14 protein-coding genes are annotated in these 19,562 nt (G+C 61.2%); 7 read left to right on the top strand and 7 right to left on the bottom strand.

Annotated elements, in window-relative coordinates:
• Nucleotides 1–199: 199 nt before the first annotated feature.
• Together ISP18_RS11895 and tldD are read left to right on the top strand one after the other, a co-directional pair.
• Nucleotides 200–4,051, top strand: a complete 3,852-nt coding sequence (locus ISP18_RS11895) for a YhdP family protein (protein WP_380006311.1) — start codon at nucleotides 200–202, stop codon at nucleotides 4,049–4,051.
• An 87-nt stretch (nucleotides 4,052–4,138) separates the two neighbouring features.
• Nucleotides 4,139–5,578, top strand: a complete 1,440-nt coding sequence (gene tldD, locus ISP18_RS11890; RefSeq protein ID WP_380006314.1) for a metalloprotease TldD — start codon at nucleotides 4,139–4,141, stop codon at nucleotides 5,576–5,578.
• 53 nt (nucleotides 5,579–5,631) lie between these two features.
• Here the strand turns inward: tldD and ISP18_RS11885 are convergent, their stop codons facing one another.
• From ISP18_RS11885 to ISP18_RS11870, 4 genes are all read right to left on the bottom strand, one after another.
• Entirely contained in the window at nucleotides 5,632–7,557 is a 1,926-nt protein-coding gene (locus tag ISP18_RS11885) for an AI-2E family transporter (protein ID WP_380006316.1), read from the bottom strand.
• A 174-nt stretch (nucleotides 7,558–7,731) separates the two neighbouring features.
• Nucleotides 7,732–8,001, bottom strand: a complete 270-nt coding sequence (locus ISP18_RS11880; protein WP_380006319.1) for a hypothetical protein — start codon at nucleotides 7,999–8,001, stop codon at nucleotides 7,732–7,734.
• Nucleotides 8,002–8,439: 438 nt separating this feature from the next.
• Nucleotides 8,440–8,970 carry a ribosome biogenesis factor YjgA gene (yjgA, locus tag ISP18_RS11875; RefSeq protein ID WP_380006322.1) on the bottom strand — a complete coding sequence of 177 codons (531 nt, stop codon included), beginning with the start codon at nucleotides 8,968–8,970 and terminating at the stop codon, nucleotides 8,440–8,442.
• A complete protein-coding gene (locus ISP18_RS11870; RefSeq protein ID WP_380006325.1) occupies nucleotides 8,967–9,221 on the bottom strand; it encodes a DUF1653 domain-containing protein in 255 nt (84 codons plus the stop codon). The genes yjgA and ISP18_RS11870 overlap by 4 nt, the downstream gene beginning before the upstream one ends.
• Nucleotides 9,222–9,332: 111 nt before the next feature.
• On the opposite strand from ISP18_RS11870, the gene pmbA reads away from it, so the two are divergent.
• Both pmbA and ISP18_RS11860 read left to right on the top strand, forming a co-directional pair.
• Entirely contained in the window at nucleotides 9,333–10,703 is a 1,371-nt protein-coding gene (gene pmbA, locus ISP18_RS11865) for a metalloprotease PmbA (RefSeq protein ID WP_380006328.1), read from the top strand.
• A gap of 93 nt (nucleotides 10,704–10,796) precedes the next feature.
• Nucleotides 10,797–11,231 (top strand): DUF4870 domain-containing protein, encoded by a 435-nt coding sequence (locus ISP18_RS11860; protein WP_380006332.1) that lies wholly within the window; start codon nucleotides 10,797–10,799, stop codon nucleotides 11,229–11,231.
• A gap of 97 nt (nucleotides 11,232–11,328) precedes the next feature.
• Here the strand turns inward: ISP18_RS11860 and ISP18_RS11855 are convergent, their stop codons facing one another.
• Nucleotides 11,329–11,586 carry an exodeoxyribonuclease VII small subunit gene (locus ISP18_RS11855; protein ID WP_380006334.1) on the bottom strand — a complete coding sequence of 86 codons (258 nt, stop codon included), beginning with the start codon at nucleotides 11,584–11,586 and terminating at the stop codon, nucleotides 11,329–11,331.
• A 202-nt stretch (nucleotides 11,587–11,788) separates the two neighbouring features.
• On the opposite strand from ISP18_RS11855, the gene ISP18_RS11850 reads away from it, so the two are divergent.
• Complete coding sequence (locus tag ISP18_RS11850; RefSeq protein ID WP_380006337.1) at nucleotides 11,789–13,084, top strand: MFS transporter; 1,296 nt, start codon at nucleotides 11,789–11,791, stop codon at nucleotides 13,082–13,084.
• Nucleotides 13,085–13,199: 115 nt separating this feature from the next.
• Here ISP18_RS11850 and ISP18_RS11845 read toward each other — a convergent pair whose 3' ends face one another.
• Nucleotides 13,200–14,483: an MFS transporter gene (locus tag ISP18_RS11845; RefSeq protein ID WP_380006340.1), complete on the bottom strand. Its 1,284-nt coding sequence runs from the start codon at nucleotides 14,481–14,483 to the stop codon at nucleotides 13,200–13,202.
• 141 nt (nucleotides 14,484–14,624) lie between these two features.
• A complete protein-coding gene (locus ISP18_RS11840) occupies nucleotides 14,625–15,779 on the bottom strand; it encodes an ROK family transcriptional regulator (protein ID WP_380006343.1) in 1,155 nt (384 codons plus the stop codon).
• A gap of 169 nt (nucleotides 15,780–15,948) precedes the next feature.
• On the opposite strand from ISP18_RS11840, the gene ISP18_RS11835 reads away from it, so the two are divergent.
• Together ISP18_RS11835 and ISP18_RS11830 are read left to right on the top strand one after the other, a co-directional pair.
• Nucleotides 15,949–18,519 carry a TonB-dependent receptor gene (locus ISP18_RS11835; RefSeq protein ID WP_380006346.1) on the top strand — a complete coding sequence of 857 codons (2,571 nt, stop codon included), beginning with the start codon at nucleotides 15,949–15,951 and terminating at the stop codon, nucleotides 18,517–18,519.
• Between the two features lie 182 nt (nucleotides 18,520–18,701).
• The gene (locus ISP18_RS11830; RefSeq protein ID WP_380006349.1) at nucleotides 18,702–19,442 is read left to right on the top strand and encodes a DUF1868 domain-containing protein; all 741 of its coding nucleotides are present in this window, start codon (nucleotides 18,702–18,704) and stop codon (nucleotides 19,440–19,442) included.
• The last annotated feature ends 120 nt before the right edge of the window (nucleotides 19,443–19,562 follow it).

Below are 19,562 nucleotides of genomic sequence, written 5' to 3'. Positions count from 1 at the left end.
GTAACCGAGCGAGGACGCAGGATTGCGGGCAAACAGCCTCGGCCCTTCGGGTTGCGCCTGAGCGGCCGTCATGCGGCAGCCCGCGACTTGACCAGGCCAGTCTGGCCTGTGCCGCGCGCTACCACCTGACGGCCGCTCAGACGCAACGCGGGTTACGCGGAGACACCGAACCGACTCTTAGCGTGGGTATCCGGTGAGCATGCAGTGGAAAGCATGGACACGTCGTCTCACGCGCGTGCTTGGTTGGACGGTCGGCGTGGCGGTGATTGCACTCGCCATCTCTGCGGCACTGGCACAGGTGCTGCTGCCTCTGCTGGCAAAGCATCCACAGTGGGTGGCGCAGGAGCTTAGTGCCAGGTTGCAGCGGCCGGTGAGCTTCACCTCATTGGAAGGACGCTGGGAGCCATCCGGCCCGCGCTTCATGATGCGCGATGTCACCTTCGGAGCCGTCGAGGGCAGCACGCCCCTGCACGTGCCAGAGGTAGATCTAAAGCTGGATTTTGGCGGCTGGCTGCTGCCTTCGCGCCATCTGCTGAATATGCAGGCCAGTGGGCTTGAGGTGGATCTCACGCGCGATGCGGACGGCCGCTGGCATATCAACGGCATCGGCACCGCAGGCGGTGCACAGCGCCAGAACATTTCGTTGGGCCATCTATCGGTCGAACTGTGGCTGGACAACCTGCGGGTGGAGATCAACGACCAGCTCATTAATGAGCACTACACGCTGCTAGCCGATCAACTGCGCCTGACACACCAGGGCAGCCACATTCATGTGGGCGCGCGCGTGCATCGGCTCGGTGCCACCGGCGTGCTGCAGGCCGCCGGCCGCTTCCGCGATGACGGTGCCAGCGGGCAGCTTTGGTTTTCTACGAAGAACGCCGATCTGCATGGCATGGCGGCCGGTTTCGATATGGGCGGCTACGCCATCAACAGTGGCCAGGGCGACATTGCCGTGTGGATGGATTGGCACGACAGCCAGGTCGTGCGCGAGCTGTTCCAGCTCGATGTGCGCAATCTCGCTGTCACCAATCCGGAAGGCATCAAGGCGAGCGTCACGCAGTTGAACGGGCTGGCCGAACTGAGTCGCCATAGTGGTGGCTATACCGTGCGCTGGGCCGATCACGATGGCGGCGCGCTGCGCGTGGACATCAATCATCTCGGCACGCCGCAGGCGGAGATTACCGGCACCGCAAAGCAGCTGCAGCTTGCGCCACTGATGCCATGGCTGGGGCTACGCGCTTGGCTTCCGCCGGGATTGCTGCAATCGCTGGCGCAGGGACAGCCGCATGGTTTGCTGGAGCATGCCGTATTCCATTGGAGTGCTGCGGCGGGGACACAACAACTGGATGCCGTGTTCGACGACTTCGGTATTGCATCCGTCGGCAAGGTGCCGGGCGTGGATCACCTGCACGGTGAGGTACGCGGCGATGCGGAGGCCACATCGCTGGAGTTGCCTCCACAAGCCGTCACGATCAACGCTCCTCACACCTTCCGCAAACCGCTGGTGATGAGTCACCTGGCCGCCGACGTCGCAGCCTGGCGCGATGCGGAAGACACCCACATCGGCATTGCGAACCTGGATTTCGAAGGCGAGGGATATGGCGGCAACGCGCAGGGTGAGATCGCCACGCCCATCACGGGCGGGCGTCCCTTTGTCGATCTGTATCTCGCGTTGACGCACGGGGATATCACCGCGGCCAAGCTGTTCTGGCCTAGCGACTCGTTGAACCAGCACGTCATCGACTGGCTGGACCAGGCCTTCGTCGCCGGTCACCTCGATGACGCAGCGGTGCTGTTGCGCGGCAGCCTGGCCAACTGGCCGTTCCATCACAACGAGGGCCGCTTCGAGGCACGCCTCGACATTAGCGACCTTACGCTGAGCTATGGCAAGAACTGGCCCGTGGCCGAGCACGTGCAGGGCGTCGCCAACTTCATCGATGCGGGACTGCTGGTGGAAGCGAGTGGCAGCTCACTTGGCGCGAAAATAAATCGTGCCGTTGCGGTGATTCCCGAGCTGGCGCATTCCACGCTCGATCTCAACCTCAATGGCGAGGGCAATGCTTCGGATCTACTCAACTTCGTCAGTAACAGCCCTATCGCGAACAAGCATGCGGATGTGCTCGCCAAGTTGAAACTGGGCGGCACAGGCAGCTTCGATTTTCACCTGTCGCTGCCGATGAAGAGCATGCATGATTTTCTGCTTGACGGCACCGCGCAGTTTAAAGACGTGGATCTCAGCGCGCCGGAGTGGAAGCTGCAGCTCGACAAGCTCAACGGCCCGGCCACGTTCGATAAGCATGGTTTCCATGCCGGACCACTTGCAGGTGGATTCCACGGCGAACCCACGCAAGTGGATCTGGCAATCGCCGGCGCGACGGGCGATCCGAATGTGCCGCTGGTTGCCAAACTTGACGGCAGTTACACCGTGCCGGAACTGCTGCAGGACTATCCGCAATTGAACTGGCTGGGCAACGTGGCCAGCGGGCGCAGCCAGTTCACCATCGACTATCAGCTTGCGCATGGGAGTGATGGCGGTTCGGACGTCCAAACGCTCAGCATCGATTCGCCATTATCCGGCGTAACCCTGGATTTTCCGGTGCCGCTGAACAAGCCGGCGGATAGCACGCTGCCGCTGCATGTATCGCTCGGCTTGCCGACCGCAGGCACGGAAGTGCAAGTGGTACTGGGCTCGATGGTGCGCGGACGGTTGCGCCTGCCGAACAGTGCGCAATCACCGCTCGCCGCCACGTTCGCATTCGGCGACCAGATGCCCGACGAGCTTCCGGCCAAGGGGCTGCGTATTCGCGGCGATGCGCCGCAATTGGATGTGACCGGCTGGGTGAAGCAATCCATCGGCGGCAGCGCCCATGGTGACGGCATAAGTCTGGAGACGATCGATGTCACCACCGAGCATGCGGAAGTGTTCGGTCGCGATTTCGCGCAGATGCACGTCACTGCCGAGCCGAAGCTCGACACGCTGGAATTGGATGTGGATAGCACCGCTGCCTCCGGCCACTTCAGCGTGCCGACGGTGGATTTGAACAAGCGCGGCATCACCGCGCGTTTGCAACGCATGCACTGGCCCAAGCAGCCGACCGTGCCCGCTAAGAAACCGGGTGAAGCGCCGGTGCCCGTGCCTGTTACCGATCCGGCCAGCACGGGCATCGATCCGCGCAGCATTCCGCCGCTGCATTTCTGGGCGCACGATTTGCGTCTGGACGAAGCCAAGCTCGGCGAAGCGCGGCTGGAAACCTGGCCGACGCCCGACGGCATGCACATCGATCAGCTTTCCACGCAATCGCGGAGCGCGCAGGTCAGCGGCAGCGGCGACTGGAACGGCACGCCCACCAAGAGCAGCACGCATCTGCGCGTGGATTTCACCGCGAATAACCTGGGCGACATGCTGACTGCATTCGGCTTTGCTGGCATTTTCGACGGCGGCAAGACCAAGTCTCAGCTCAACGCCACTTGGCCCGGTGGGCCATGGACATTCGAGCTTGGCAATATGGACGGCACGCTCAGCGTGGATGTCACCAACGGCAACATTCCCAAGGCATCGCCCGGCGTCGGCCGTTTGTTCGGACTCGCATCCATCGTCGATCTGCCGCGCCGCCTGTCGTTCAATTTCAGCGACGTGTTTGGCAAAGGCTTCGGTTTTGACCTGATCAAGGGCGACTTCAAACTCGGCAATGGCAACGCCACGACCGACAACCTGAAAATCCACGGTCCTGCCGCGGAGATCCGCATCAACGGCCGCACCGGCTTGCGCAACAAGGATTACGACCAGCAGATGACTGTGATTCCGCACATCGGCAACAGCCTGCCGCTGGTCGGTGCGGTGGTCGGTGGTCCGATCGGTGCGGCGGCAGGTCTGGCGGTGCAGACCGTGCTGGGCAAGGGTCTCAATCACGTGGCCATCCAGCACTATCGCATCACGGGCAGCTGGGATAAGCCGGTGATTACGTCCGCCGGCGAGAGCCCGCAGAACACGCCGGCGTCGACCAGCTCGGTGAGCGCGCCAGCGAGCGCCAGTTCATCGGCGCAGCCGTGAGCTTGCTCTTCGTGAGTGTGCACTTTAAGCAGCCCGATTCGCCCATACTTTCATTCTTCCAGCATTGAACGCCACGGTGGCCCTCGCATGAATCCCCTTATCGCCCAAGCGGAAAGTCGCCTGCTCACTCCTGGCGGCCTGGCCACCGGCGACCTCGAGCGCGTGTTCACCCAGCTGATGGGGCCGTCCATCGACGCTGCCGACCTCTATTTCCAGCATTCGCGCAGCGAGTCGTGGGTGCTGGAGGAGGGCATCGTCAAGGACGGTAGCCATTCCATCGAGCAAGGTGTGGGCGTGCGCGCGATCAGCGGCGAGAAAACCGGCTTTGCTTACTCTGACGAGATCGTACTGCCGCAGTTGCTGGACGCTTCCAAGGCCGCGCGCGCCATCGCGCAGGGCGGCAACGGCGCAGGCCGGCCGCTGGCGGTGAACGGCGTGAAGCCGCTCTATCCGGCGATCGATCCAGTCGATAGCCTGCCTAACCCCGAGAAGATCGCCGTGCTGCGCGAGGTGGATGCCTATGCGCGCTCGCGCGACCCACGCGTGAAGCAAGTGATCGTGAGCCTGAACGCCACGCTCGACACGGTGCTCATTGCCGGCTCCGACGGCACGCTGGCGGCGGACGTGCGCCCGCTGGTGCGCCTTTCCGTGCAGGTGATCGTCGAGCAGAACGGACGCCGCGAGCAGGGTTATTCAGGCGGTGGCGGCCGTTATGGATATCGCGAATTGCTGGAAAACGGTCGTGCCCACGCCTTCGCAGAAGAGGCCGTGCGACAGGCGCTGGTGAACCTGGACGCCGTCGACGCACCGGCCGGCACCATGACCGTGGTGCTCGGCCCCGGTTGGCCCGGCGTGCTGCTGCACGAAGCGATCGGTCACGGCTTAGAAGGCGACTTCAACCGCAAGGGCAGTTCCGCCTTCGCTGGCCGCATGGGCCAGCGCGTCGCCGCGCCGGGCGTGACCGTGGTGGACGACGGCACCTTGCCGGGTCGTCGCGGTTCGTTGAGTGTGGACGACGAAGGCACGCCCACCTCGTGCACCACGCTGATCGAGGACGGTATTCTCAAGGGCTACATGCAGGACAAGCTCAACGCGCGCCTGATGGGCATGGCGCCTACCGGCAACGGTCGTCGCGAATCCTTCGCGCAACTGCCGATGCCGCGCATGACCAACACCTACATGTTGGCCGGCCAGCACGATCCGCAGGACATCATCCGCTCGGTGAAGAAGGGCTTGTACGCGGTGAACTTCGGCGGCGGCCAGGTCGACATCACCAACGGCAAGTTCGTGTTCTCCGCCAGCGAGGCCTATCTGATCGAAGATGGCAAAGTCACCGCACCGGTAAAAGGCGCCACCCTGATCGGCAGCGGCCCGGACGTGCTCACGCGCGTGTCGATGATCGGCAACGATCTCGCACTCGACGAAGGTATCGGCGTGTGCGGCAAGGACGGCCAGAGCGTACCGGTGGGCGTGGGCCAGCCGACGCTGCGCGTGGAGAGCATGACAGTGGGTGGCACTGCATCCTGATTCACGCGCATTGCGTGGATGAGTAACGTGGTGTCACCGACCACACGCGCCGATCAAGCTGCTCTCTTTGGTTGCTTGGTGTTATCGGGAAACCGGGCGATGGCCTGTTGCGCCGCTTCCTCAAACGAATGGGCAGCGTGGTTAACGGTGGCGAACGCCTCCTGTGCCGCGGGGATCGCCAGCAACTCTGGCAACAGCACGCTGATGAGGCACACGTCAGGGAATCGACGGCGCATATCGGCAGCCAGGTTGTCGCCCTTTTCCCATTCCTTGCTCGGCAAGGCGCTCACGACGTAAACCATCGATACGCTGTTGGGCGTGGCTTCCGGATGAGGCTCCGCCTCGTACGCGTTCATGTCCTCGACCGAGAGATGGCGGGCATCGATGCGTAGGCCGCGCAGGACGCGGGCGAGGATTTCCGTCGCCAAGTCATCCAGCGGCCCGCCTATTTCCACACAAAGCACGACCGATCCTGGCGCCACCGCAAGCGAGCCTTGCCAGCGTCCGCTCTCACTTTCGCGCCGCTGGCGCAGCACGCGGCCAACGCTGGAATCGCTCAGCACCGACGGGCGGGATCTTTTCCAGCGCGATGCCTTAGGCGTCTCGCCACTGAGCGACTCGATAACCCTCACGATGGCGCCGCGCAGCTTGACCTGCTGCGTGGGGCTGATGGTCTTGTGCGACAAATCCATCCAGCCGAGCTGCAACGCCGGCAGCAACACTGCATCGCAGTATGCGGCAAAGGTACGTCGCTTCAGGAACACACGCGCGCTGGCGATGATTTCATCCGAATCACCTGATAGCGCGCGTTGATAAAAGTGCTGCGGCATAGTGAGCGCCGGCATGTCGCCTAACAGAATATCCAGCATGCTTAGTGCTTTGACATGACGCCCTGCGACCACCAGGCACAGTGTCAGCGGCGTGGACACCACCAGCCCGACTGGCCCCCACAACCAGCTCCAGAAAATCGCCGCCACCACGACCGCAAGCGGCGACAGTCCAGTGTTGTGCCCATATAACTGCGGCTCTACGAGTTCTGCGGCAATCATCTCGATAACCACATACAGCCCCAGCGTCATAAGCATCAACGACCAATGTGGGCTGACGGCCGCCGCCAGCACGGTGGCGAGAATCGCCACCAGCCAGACACCCACATACGGCACGAATCGCATGATCGCGGTGAGCGTGGCCCACAACGGTGCGTTGGGCACGCCGATGATCTCCAAACCCACAAAGATCAGCACGCCCACGCCAAAATTGACGGCAAACTGCGACACGAAAAATCGCGAAAGCCGTGAACTGGCATCGTTGATGGCCATCGTCGTCGCCCGCAGATCGGTGCCGCCGGCGAGACGAATAAAACGATCCCGCAACGCTTCATATTCAAGCAGCACGAAGACGAGCACGACCAGCACAATGCCCGCCGTTTCCAGCGGCGCCCAAACCGAGGAAAAAACGCGTGTGATCATCTCCAGCGGACTGGGCTGCGGTGCATGTACTTCCACCGGCACGAGGCGAGTGGAAGAGACAAGATTCTGAGTTGCCGCCGTTGGCGCCGGCGTCCCGGTTTCCTCGCCGCTCCATTGGCGCAGGACCTTGCCTGCTTCGCCTTGCATCGCCTGCATGCGCCCCAGGGACATCTCGCGCAGGGTTTGCGCCTTGGCGCTGATCGTCGCCTCGTATTGCGGAAGGCTCATGGCCAGGCGCACAACTTGCGAGCCGATCGTGGTTGCAAGCCCGCCTACAAAGAGCGCCAGGGCGAGCACGGCGATCATGACGGAGAGCCCATGCCCGAGCCCGCCTTTGCGGAAGACACGAACCAGCGGAGCCATTAGCAGGCTGAACAGCAATGCAAGGGTGATCGGGATCAGCACCGCTCTGCCGACGTACAGCAGCGCCAAGATCGTTGCACTGGCAATGATGGTAAGCGCGTGCTCTCTTGCGGCAGCGATGGGTGATGAATCGTCTTCTGAAGACATCGAACAGCCCTTGGTCAAATGCTGTGTGGCGTCCATTACCGCGAGGCGGTACTCGCCAAGGCAAGCCCGTCACCCATCCCGCATGCATACCATCATTGCACGCGTTGCCTTGGCAGCCAGCCGCGATGTTTTACTCCATCGATCGGCGCGTCATCAACGACCGGGCGGGCGGACTCATGCTGACACGATTTGCGGCACGCGCGTCACCAGTGCCGTTAGTTCGTCGTTGAGCCAGGCGCGCATGGCAGGGTCGCGTACCTCAAGCAATTCGAACACACCCAGCGCGCGCAATACGGGGAGCTGTGCCAGCAACCTCGGCTCCATGGCCCGACATACGTGCTCGGGAGTGGCCGGATCGAGCATCTGGTGGGCACACGCTATGAAGGTTTCCAACGGGGACAGGCCGGGAGCAAGTTCCAAATCAAGCAGCTCGATCGGGGGCATGGAGCCATCCTTAGTAAGTCAACGTGCTACGGGCTTTTGAAAGCGTTATATCAAGGACAAGCGCCTGACGCTGTGCGTAACATCTACTTCGTCTGTATGGCGTTCATGTTGGTTTGTCCATGAAGGCGCCATAAAGTTCGCGAGCAAATTCATGCGGAGCTGAGTTAGCTCGGCATGACCATGTCGATGGAAACGACCGTCGCTGCAGGCGATGACTGCGATGCAGGGCTTGTTCGCATCGTGGTGGATGAATGAGTATCCGGCCATCGCGGAAGACATGCAGCGCGGCTGCGAGGCGCGCGCAAACGCACGTCACGTTCGGCCGCCATGAGCTGACACTGGCGCTTTATCACGCGCGTTTGGGTGATATATCCGTGTTGCGGTTTGCTGAGGATACGGCCGTGCGACGGGAGCTGATGCTATAGACGGCTGCGCTTGTTACGTATTGTCTGCTTCGTCGGCGAGCTGCTTCAGCAACTGGAAGATTTCACGATACGCCCGCGGCGATTTGTTTGCCTCGCGCTCGATGCGTGCCTGGCGGATCAGCGAGCGCAGGTGTTGGCGATCGATGTCGGGATGCTGATCGATCAGTTCCTGGAAAGCGTCGTCGCTATCCAGCAAGCGTTCGCGCAGCGCCTCCATGCGATGCATCGCCGCGGTTTCCTTGCGTTGCTGGTCGCGGTTTTCGCCGAGCAACGCACGCGCGCCATCGAATACTTCGTCGTCGTGCCGGCGCATCACCTTGGCAAGAAAGCCAAGCTGGCGCTTGCGAGCGATGTGCGAGGTGATGCGGCGCAGATGATCGATTTCCCGCAGCACGTCTTCCGGCAGGTTGGCGCGCGCGAGCTTGGTCGGCGGCAGCTCCACCAGTTGCGAGGCGAACGCCAGCACGGCCAACGCGTCGCGCCGCTGCTGTGTGCGTGTGGGGCCGTAGTCGTGTTCGGGATCGTCGGTGTAGGTGCGGTTCACGGGGTTTTCCGGTCAGCGTGAGCGACATCGCCCGGTGGCGTGGCCTCGATCAGGGCGAAGCGGGGAATCGGCTCGCCTTCCAGTTCTACCGATTCGGCGAACATCGCGGCCGGCCGCACCCATAGGCCGTAGTCGCCGTAGAGCGCCTGGTAGACGACTAGCTCTTCCATGGTTTCGCTGTGCCGGGCGGTGCCGATCACGCGATAACTCTGGCCTTTGTAGTGACGGTAGATGCCGGTGGTTATAGACATGGCCGCTCCTGTGGCAACCTTCTGGATTCGAACATTGGCAATGGGTCTGGGCGGCCCCATGTCCACATATTGTATCCATTTTGTAGCCACCAACCCGCAGGAAACACCCACGTGAGCGAAGTTGCCATTAGTCAGGACACCAGCCAGCGCGAACTCGACCGATTGGCCGAACTGGCCGAAGACGTGATCCGCCGTGCCCGTGCCGCTGGCGCCAGCCAGGCCGAGGTATCGGCCAGTATCGACGCCGGCCTCAACGTGAACGTGCGGCTGGGCGAGGTGGAAACGGTAGAGCACACGCGCGACCGCGGTTTCGGCCTGACCGTGTACTTTGGCAAGCGTAAGGGTTCGGCCAGCACGGCAGACCTCCATGCCGATTCCATCCAGGCCACCCTGGACCAGGCCTGTGCTATCGCGCGCTACACGGAAGAAGACCCGGCCTCCGGGCTGGCCGATGCCGCGCGCATGGCCACGCAATTTCCCGATCTGGATCTATGGCATCCGTGGGCGATCGACACCGCCGATGCGATCGAACTGGGCCAGACAATCGAAGCGGCCGGGCGCACGCACGCTGGCATCACCAATTCCGATGGCGCAAGCGTGCAGATGGGCGAGAGCCTGTCCGTATATGCCAACTCGCACGGCTTCGTGGGGCGCGAGCGCGGCACGCGACATTCGCTGTCGCTCGCGCTGATCGCCGGCGACGATGCCGGCATGCAGCGCGACTACTGGTATGACAGCGTGCGCAGCGCCGGCGATTTCATGAACGCGCAGGCGCTTGGCGATAAAGCCGCCGAGCGCACGCTGGCGCGCGTGGGCGCGCGACGCCTGTCTACGCGGCAATGTCCGGTGCTGTTCGCGCCGGAAATCGCGCGCAGCCTGATCGGCCACATGGTGAGCGCGGTGAGCGGCGGCGCGCTGTATCGCCGCGCCAGCTTCCTGCTCGACCACGCCGGCAAGCAGATCATGCCTGCATGGTTCAACATCGTGGAGCGCCCGCATCTGCAGCGCGGACAAGGCTCCGGCGCGTTCGATGCGGAAGGCGTCGCCACGCGTGACAACGTGCTGATCGAGAACGGTGTACTGGCCCGTTATGTCCTGGGCAGCTATTCCGCGCGCAAGCTCGGGCTGGAATCCACCGGCAACGCGGGTGGCATTCACAACCTGGTGGTCGAGCCGGGCCACGCCGACAGCGGCGCAGCGGACGACTTCAACGGCATGCTGCGCCGGCTCGGTACGGGGCTGCTGGTCACTGAGGTGATGGGGCAGGGCGTCAACACCATCACTGGCGATTACTCGCGCGGTGCCGCGGGCTTCTGGGTGGAGAACGGCGAGATCGCCTATCCGGTGGAAGAGATCACCATTGCCGCCAATCTGCGCGACATGTTGATGAGCATCGTGGCGGTGGGCAACGACGTCGATCAGCGCTCGCATCTGCTAACCGGCTCGATTCTGCTAGAGCGCATGACCATCGCGGGCGAATAGGTCGTAAGCATGACGGCAAGTTCCTGCGCACCCTGCTAGGATGCTTCGCACCGGCATGGGCCGGCGTTTGCACGACTTGAAAGGAGATGCGCCATGAGCGTTCCGCCCGAGTCCGTTGTACCGCCTCCACCGAGCGAGCCCATCGGTGGGGATGTTTCCGCCGAAGAGCGCACCTGGGCCATGTTCGCGCATCTGTCGGCCTTGCTTGGGGCTTTGCTCACCGCTTCGCTCGGCGCGGGCTGGGGATGTTTCATCGGCCCGCTTGTGATCTGGCTGGTGAAGAAGGACACCATGCCCTTCGTGGCTGATCAGGCCAAAGAGGCATTGAACTTCAATATCACCGTGGCGATCGCCACCCTGGTCTTGCTGATACTTTCGGTGATCACCTTCGGCATCGGTCTGATCATCGCGATTCCACTGTGGGTGATCATCGGCATCGCGTGGTTGGTGCTCACGATCATCGCCGGCGTGAAGGCGAACGAAGGCGTGCGTTATCGCTATCCGTATGCGTTGCGCTTGATCAAGTAGGCGAGGATCAGCAAGCGCGCCCAATCCTACATAGCCGTCATTCCCGCTTTCGCGGAATGGCGGCTATGCGTATGACGCAACCGGGGATAGGGCCGAATCAGGCTTCCGGCTCGAACGATTCGGCTGTGTCCGGTGCATCCGGATCCAGCAGCAAGCGCACGCGCAGTTCGGCCTGGTCGAGCGTCTGCTGACAATGGCGATACAGGCCGATGCCGCGTTCGAAGGCGCTGAGCGATTCGTCCAGGCTCATCTCGCCCCCTTCCATGCGTGCCACGAGTTGTTCCAGTTCGTCGAGCGAGTGCTCGAAGTCGGCGACCGAGGTGGTTTCAGCGGGAGCGGAAGTGGGCTTTGCCATGGCGGGCAACGCTAGCGCAGCGCAAGAGCGGAATCAATCGCCGCTGTGGACCAACGTGATGCAGCGGGTGTTTGTGTGGTGCAGGTATGCGGCAATCCGGTTCGGCCGGTCACGTGGCACTTGATTTCGATATATCTAAATTATATCTTACACCTTGTCCCCAACCGCTTGGCGCTCGACAGCAGTCGCCATAGGAGTCGTTGTGACCAGTTCTTCGTCGCTGCATGCCGCCGAACCGGGCGGCACGGGTTTTTCCGGCTATCAGAAATTCGTGGTGGCCGCGCTGGCCTTCCTGCAATTCACCATCGTGTTGGATTTCATGCTGCTGGCGCCATTGGGCGCGCTGGTGGTGCCGGCCCTGCACATCACGCCCGAGCAATTCGGTCGTGTCGTATCGGCCTATGCGTTCGCCGCAGGCGTGTCGGGCATTCTCGCGGCGGGCTTTGCCGATCGCTTTGACCGGAAAAAGCTGCTGCTGATCTTCTACAGCGGTTTTATGCTCGGCACCTTGTTCTGCGCGCTTGCCCACACCTACACGCTGCTGCTGCTGGCGCGCATGGTGACCGGCATGTTCGCGGGAGTAGTGGGCGCGGCATCGATGGCCATCGTCACCGACCTGTTTCCGCTGTCGATGCGCGGACGCGTGATGGGCTTCATCCAGTCGGCATTCGCGGCCAGCACGGTATTGGGCTTGCCGTTGAGCCTGTATCTGTCCAGCCATTGGGGCTGGAATGCGCCGTTCTTCCTAATCGTGGTGGTATGTACGGTGGTGGGTGGCGCGATCATCGGGCGCCTGCGTCCAGTCAATGCGCACTTGGCGTTGCGTCAGGACAAGAATCCACTGCATCACTTGCTGCATACCTTGACGACACGTTCCTATCTGATTGGTTTCATCACCACGGCGTTGCTGACCATGGGCGGCTTCATGCTGATGCCGTACTCCACTTTGTTTGTGGTGCACAACGTCGGTATTTCGATCGAGATGCTGTCGGTGGTGTATCTGATCACGGGCCTGGTGTCGGCGGTGATGGGGCCGTTGCTGGGGCGGGCCAGCGACACCTTCGGCAAGTTCCGCGTGTTCGCCTTCGGCTGCGCGATGACGATCGTGATGGTGCTGATCTACACGCGGCTTTCCAACGTGCCGCTGTGGACGCTGATCACGGTGAGCGCGCTGCTGCAGGTTGGCATTTTCTCGCGCATCATTTCCTCGTCCGCCTTGATGTCCGGTCTGCCGAAACCTTCCGATCGCGGCGCGTACATGTCGATCAGTTCTTCGTTGCAGCAGATGTCCGGTGGCCTTGCTGCGATGTTGGGCGGCATGGTCGTGGTCCAAACGGGCGACGGCAGGCTGCTGCACTTCGACGTGCTGGGTGACATTTTGGTGTTCACGACGCTGGCATCGTTCGTATTGATGTATTTCGTCAACCGTCAGGTGATGGGCGCGGCTGCCGCTGCTTCTTCGCAGGCATTGGAAAACAAGGTCAGTCAGGAGTTGTAACGCTGCATGATCTGCTGATGACCTTCCTGCACGTACTCCACGCGACGGTCATTCCAGCGAAAGCTGGAACCGCTTTTCGACAGCGAAGTTGGTCAATCCATCTTCGTTGATCGTGTTATTGGGGGCTGTGTTCGATGCCTATCGATCCGGCCCACGCGGTTTGGCGATGCTTCCAGCAAACCAACAGTACCAGCGCCACGCCGGCCACGATCGACGGCGTGGCCATCAAGGGCATCAGGTAATGGGCCTGTGTGGATTTGTAATCCAGCGACGAGAGCGTCGCGCCGATCAGGACTGCCGCCAGCAGCAATCCAGCTTTGGCCGAAGCGAGGAATTGCGCATAGTCGAAACTCACTGCACGCGTCTGCTTGCGCGAGATGGCATCGGCAAACCCTGACCAGCATAGAATGCAAAGGATGCCCCACGAAATGCCCAATGCGAAAGCGGCACCGTAAAGCACGTATGCGTCGACCCATCCCAAGCCCACGATGACGGCACTTACGGCCACCATGAAGAGCGCGGCGCGAACCATGACTAACCTGCGCGGCATCCCGTGCATGGCGCTCGCCAGTAAGGGAAAAGCCAAGGCGATGCCCAGCGAGTAAAGGGAGACCATGATGGTTCCCGCAAACCGTTGGTGCATTGCGTAGGTGCCGTAGTACGGCGCAACCTTCGCAAACATCGGGCCGCATAGCGCCAGCAAGAAAGTCAGCACGAAGTAGAACATCGGCGGTGCAGTGTCTTGATGCTGGCTGGATGAACGTATGAGTTCGCCCGAATTTTCTCCGGACCGCTTCAGATAGCTGCCAAGCTGCAAGGACGAAGCCAGCGCGCCGACGGAAAGGAGCGCTGCCAGCATGAAAAACTCGGCATGCGTCTTGCCGGCGTGCATAGCGGCCATCGGCGTCACGAGCGTCGCTACCGTGATGGATGCGATGCCACTGAAGGTGAAGTGCACGCCGGACAAATGCGAACGCTGGGCGCGCCCGTTCGTCGCCAGATTGACCAGCACGTCCTGGGCGATGTCATACAGTGCGTAGGTAAAGCGGAAACATAGCAGTGACGCCATGGCGTATTCGATGCGCCATGCTGACGGCATCCACACGCAGGCAAAGAAGCTCAGGATCGAGACGACGCTCAACGAGGCACCGACGATCTGGCAACGCCCAGCTCGGCGCGCGCTGGACAGGTAGCGCCGGCTCAGCCATCCAACGACAAGATCCGCCAACACGCTGAACATCAGGCTGGAGCCGATCACCAGGCCCATGATCCACCCGCTGAACAGGCCGATTTCCGTCAGGTAGAAAGGAAAAAGCAGCTCGCTTGCGTACCAGAACAAACTCTTTCCGTAATGAGCCAGCGCGTAGCGCCAGATGAAATGACGGTAGACGAGTTGCACGGGAGCTGCGGACGATGGCTTCGTTGAATAAGCAACCGTATCAGGTGCGTGTTGCCATTTTGCGGCATGGATTAGCGTCCGTGGTCGATCGGCTGATGCGTCTCGCCCCGCGCTTTTGGCTTGCCCGGTCCATGCTCGCCGCTATGCCTTGTGGGACGCCGCGGAGGTCATGAAGTGCAGCGGGAGGCTTGCCGCGCCCAGCTCAAGACCCGACTTGGCATGTTGCGAAACGATGATCTCCGGCACGCTCAGGCCAGGGGGCATGTTGCGCGGCAGTTGCTCGCGCAGCATGCGCGCGATATGGATAAATACGGGTAGCGGCAGTAGGCCATTGAACACGATGGCCTCGATATCAAGGGCGACGCTGAGATAGCGGGAAAGCTCAAGCAGTTGCGGCCCGACCCGTTCGACCCATTCGGCGATCAGCAAATCGGGAAGATGGGTTTGCGTGAGGTCGCGGATCAGCTTGGGCGGTTTGCTCATCCGCCCGGCCAGAAAAAGCAGCAGGTCGCGGCCGGACGGCCGGGGTTTGTCATAGGGATATAGCCCGCCGAATTCGGCCGCGCGTCCCAGGGTGCCGCGATAGTGGCGACGCTCCAGAATCAGGCCACCGCCGATGCCATATTCGATATGGATCACGGCGAAATTGCGCAGGCGTTGGCCTGCTCCAAAATACATATCGGCCAGGGCCGATGCCTTGGAGCTGTTTTCCAGCCAGCAAGGCAGCGCCAAGGCCTGTTCGAAGTGCTTGGAGATGTCGAGCGGCAGCCAAGCGCTGTATTCCGCCGGAAAGGAATGTTTGCTGGCCAACTTCAGGCCCGTGCCGTATTCACCCATGGCCGTGCCCGGCATACAGATGCCGGCGCCGAGCACGCGCTTGCGCGAGACGCCGGCATCACTGAGCAGTTGATCGAGCATGTTGGCCGAAAGCGTCGCCACGACATCCGGATCGGCCTCGGCCAGATTGTGAGTGACGGTGGCGCGCGGCTGGCCTTCGAAATCGATGATGCAGGCCGACAGGTATTCCGACTGCACGGCAATGCCCACGGCAAACGCGCCATCGGGATTGAGCTTGATGAGCTGCGCTGGCTTGCCGCGCTGGCCGTCGCGCACCTTGTGCAATTCCAACAGCAGTTGGTTATCCGAGAGCGTTTGGGCCAGCCGGGTCAGGCTTGGCGTGGTCAAAGCGGTCATGCGCGCCAGGTCGGCGCGTGACATCGGTCCACGGCTGCGCAGCAGGTCGAGGATCCGTCGCTCGTTGAAGCCCAGGTCGCAGTTCATCGTCATTTCGGTCATTTATCTACTTTTGTACGTAAATTATTGTGCCTATCGTTTGGATTTTCTACAAGTTGTCTAGATTTTAGCCCCGAAATGCTTGTCACGAAGCTGAAAAGTGTTGCTAATAATCTACTTAAAGTAGCTAAATATATTCGACTGACTTCAGCTTCTGACTTTGGGGATAACTATGACAAGGCTCGCCACTCGCGCGCTGCTTCCGCGAACCCTCTTTGCCGTCGCCATCCTGGGCGCCCTCAGCCCCGCCTGGGCGCAAGAGGCCGCATCGGTAAATACGGCATCACCGCAAGGCGATGCCCATAAGGATAAGAATCACCCTGCCGACACGGACAACGGCAATATCAAGGACTTGCAACAGGTCGTCGTCACCGGCAACGCAGCGTTCGGCGGCGTCAAGAAACTCGACGCCAGCTATTCGATCACCACGTTGAGCCTGGACCAGATCAACCAACTCAACACGACCAGCGCCAACGACGTGCTCAAGGCATCGCCGGGCCTCCACGTGGAATCGTCAGGTGGCCAGACCGGCGCCAACATTGAAGTGGCCGGCTTTCCTGGCAGCGGTGGCTCGCCTTACGTCACGATCGGTCTGCAGGGTGTGCCCTTCTATCCGATGGCAGGGCTCGGCAATCTGGAGCAAGGTTCGCTGCTGCGCCTGGACGACACCATCGAGCGCGCCGAACTGGTGCAGGGCGGCCCGGCTGTGTTGTACGGCACCGGCCAGCCTGGCTTGTTCGCCAATTTCATCCTGAAGCAAGGTACCGATGTACCTTCCGGTGACGTCGGCCTGACGGTGGGCTCGGAAGGCATGGTGCGCGTCGACGGTTTCGTCGGCTTTCCTCTCAGCAAAGGCAGCAACTGGTACGGCAGCGTCGGCGGCTTCTTTCGCCAGTCCGATGGCGTGCGCGATCCGCAATTCACCGCCGACAAAGGCGGCCAGTTGACAGCAACTCTGACGCGCGACTGGGACAACGGCTCGCTGATGTTCTTCGGACGCTATGTCAACGACAAAAACCAGTTCGTGGTCGATACGCCGATTCTCAATCCGAGCCGTGGCCAGTTCTCCGCGTATCCCGGGTTCAATCCGCTCACCGGCACCTTGGGCAGTAAGGCGGACCAATACGAATTCCTGCAAACCACGCCTTGCTACACCGCCGGCTGCACGCCAGGCGGCGTCAACGTCAATTTGGCCAATGGCCGCGGTCCCGAGGTGTTCTTCACTGGCGCCAATTTCGATTGGGATTTTGGCAACGGCTGGACGCTTTCCGACAAGCTTGGCTTCAATGGCGGCACCGAAGGAGTACTCGCGTTTTTCAGTACGGGCAGCAATCCATTGCCACTGTCCACCTACATCGCCAATGCCGAAAAAGCGGATCACTTACCAGCGGGTTTAGCCGCCACGGCCACCTACACCACCGGTGGCGCAGCGGCGATGAACCAGAACGTGGTGCCCATGGAGCTGCGCTACGTCCAGCAGCGCTTCCATGTTTTCAGCAATGAGTTCCACATCAGCAAGGAATTGTTCGACGGCAATACTTTGACGTTGGGCAATTACACCGCGAGCTACTCCGCTAACGAAACGGCTTTCCAGGGCAGCGACATGCTGCTGCAGGCCAAGAACAATCCCACGCCCATCGCGGTGAGCCTGAGCAATGGCGCTCAAACTTGGCAGCTTGCCAGTCCCCAAGGGTTTGTCACCGGCCCGACCTTCGTGCTCGACATGCAAGGTTCCGCCGTCAACACGGCCTTCTTCCTCACCGATAGCTGGAAAGTGGACAACTGGCTGTTCGATGCCGGTGTGCGCGACGAATACCAGTACGTCAAAGTCGTCCAGGCCAATACTGCCACCGGTGATCTGGATGATGATCCCTACACGCTCTACAACAACAATGCGCTGCATCTTACCCCGGGCACTCAGCATACCTATCTCGGCAAGACGGCGCCTTCCTGGACGATCGGTGCCAACTACACCTTCAATCCCAACATGAGCGCCTACGTGCGCGTGAACGACGGCGTGCACTTCCCGGCCTTTACGGATCTGCTCACCAGCCTCGATGTGCCGGTGCAAAAAATCCACAATATGGAAGTGGGCTTCAAGTATCAGGCTGACTGGATCTATGCCGACATCACCGCCTATCGCCGTATCTTCAGCGGTGCGCGCAACAGCCTGCTGGTGGCCGTGGGCAATACGACAGAAAACGTGTCGTATATCTATGGATCCGACGCCAAAGGCGTCAACTTCGATACCACGATCAAACCGCTCGAACATGTTTCGGTGACCTTGTCCGGTGATTACCAGGACTCGCACTACACGCACAGCGACGGTTGCTACACCTACCAGACATCAACGCTCGTAGTGGTGTGCAGTTCCAAGAACGATTTCAACGGCTATCAGCTGGCGCGCCAACCGACGTTCCAGGCGCGCCTGACACCTTCGTACGTCATGCCAACCAGTTGGGGTTCGTTGAGCGCATGGGTTACCTATGAATACATCGGCAGCCACTACAGCGATCAGCAGGAACTGCAGCCGCTAGGGCATTACTACGATCTTGCCGTCGGCGTCGTGGCCGACGTGGGCAAGCATTGGGAATACCGGCTGCAGGGCACCAATGTCACCAATCAGATCGGCCTGACCGAAGGCAACAGCCGTGTGCTCGGCGCTGCCAGCACCGGCGGTGTGATCCTCGCGCGCTCCATCGAAGGGCGAGAAGTCAATTTCCAGGCGAAATACAAGTTCTGACAGATCGGTCACCTGCGTCGTGCTTCGTGCGTCATCGTCCGGCGTACGCGCATGAGCGAATGCTAATGCCGTACGTCGCAGGTTGATGGTGCCGGAAAACAACAAAGACATTGGAGGATAGTGTGGATCGAACTCGGCGTAACTTTCTCGTTGGCAGTTCGCTGGCATGTGCGGGTGCCGTCATGATCGGGCGATGGAACCCTGCGAAGGCTGCGGAATGCCCGGAACAGTTTCCCGCCTGGCCTGCGGATGTCGGGCCAGGAAAAAAATTCAGCAGCGAAGGAAAAGTGCAGCACTATGCGGGCAACACCATCATCTGCCCGATCGCTGCGCCCAATCCCGCGTTTGCCGAACTATGCAAAGCCTATGAAGCGCTGCGCGCCAGCGTGAACGCAGCGAACTTAACGTGGCTGCCGAGCAGTTCATACCATTCGACCATTTTCGACGGCGCAGCGGACGCTTATCGCCGGCCGGGTGAGTGGCCGCAGATGCTACCACTCGATGCCAGCATGGATGCATGCAACAAGTATGTGGGAGAGCACCTGCAGCACATGCGCGCCGGTATCACGCCACCGATCCGCATGACGATCGATCTGGAAGAAGCGGACAGCGTTCGTACCGTGGTAATCCTGAAACCGGTCGACGCGGCGGAAAATCGCCGTTTAAGGATGTTGCGCGACGAGCTTTCGCTGGCGACCGGTATTCGGCATGCCAATCACGACGACTACCGGTTCCATACCAGCTTCGCTTATTACGTGCGCCGTTTCTCGGCGGCGGATGAGGCAGCTTACCTCGCGGCATACAGCAGGATGCTGCGCCAGCTCAGCAGCAAGCTGCCGGTCATTGAGCTGGGCTCTCCCGAATACTGCTTATTCAACGACATGTTTGCATTTCCGCCGCAGTTTGCGCTGAGGACGGCCTGATGCGGAGAAGTTGTTGGAAACCTCGCAACACCCATTTTCACTTCATCACGATCAACACCGCTCGCCCCATCGCCATTTTCTTCGGCGGTGGAACGTAGGCCTCGAAACTCAACTCAGAAA

The organism is Dyella humi (assembly GCF_044904605.1).
Taxonomy (GTDB): domain Bacteria; phylum Pseudomonadota; class Gammaproteobacteria; order Xanthomonadales; family Rhodanobacteraceae; genus Dyella_B; species Dyella_B humi.
This window is presented reverse-complemented; position numbering and strand designations above follow the sequence as displayed.

Coding starts and splice junctions, on each gene's coding strand:
- ISP18_RS11895 (WP_380006311.1), top strand. CDS start 200: ATGCAGTGGAAAGCATGGACACGTCGTCTCACGCGCGTGCTTGGTTGG.
- ISP18_RS11840 (WP_380006343.1), bottom strand. CDS start 15,779: ATGACCGAAATGACGATGAACTGCGACCTGGGCTTCAACGAGCGACGG.
- ISP18_RS11860 (WP_380006332.1), top strand. CDS start 10,797: ATGAGCGTTCCGCCCGAGTCCGTTGTACCGCCTCCACCGAGCGAGCCC.
- ISP18_RS11830 (WP_380006349.1), top strand. CDS start 18,702: ATGATCGGGCGATGGAACCCTGCGAAGGCTGCGGAATGCCCGGAACAG.
- ISP18_RS11885 (WP_380006316.1), bottom strand. CDS start 7,557: ATGTCTTCAGAAGACGATTCATCACCCATCGCTGCCGCAAGAGAGCAC.
- ISP18_RS11855 (WP_380006334.1), bottom strand. CDS start 11,586: ATGGCAAAGCCCACTTCCGCTCCCGCTGAAACCACCTCGGTCGCCGAC.
- ISP18_RS11880 (WP_380006319.1), bottom strand. CDS start 8,001: ATGCCCCCGATCGAGCTGCTTGATTTGGAACTTGCTCCCGGCCTGTCC.
- ISP18_RS11835 (WP_380006346.1), top strand. CDS start 15,949: ATGACAAGGCTCGCCACTCGCGCGCTGCTTCCGCGAACCCTCTTTGCC.
- tldD (WP_380006314.1), top strand. CDS start 4,139: ATGAATCCCCTTATCGCCCAAGCGGAAAGTCGCCTGCTCACTCCTGGC.
- ISP18_RS11870 (WP_380006325.1), bottom strand. CDS start 9,221: ATGTCTATAACCACCGGCATCTACCGTCACTACAAAGGCCAGAGTTAT.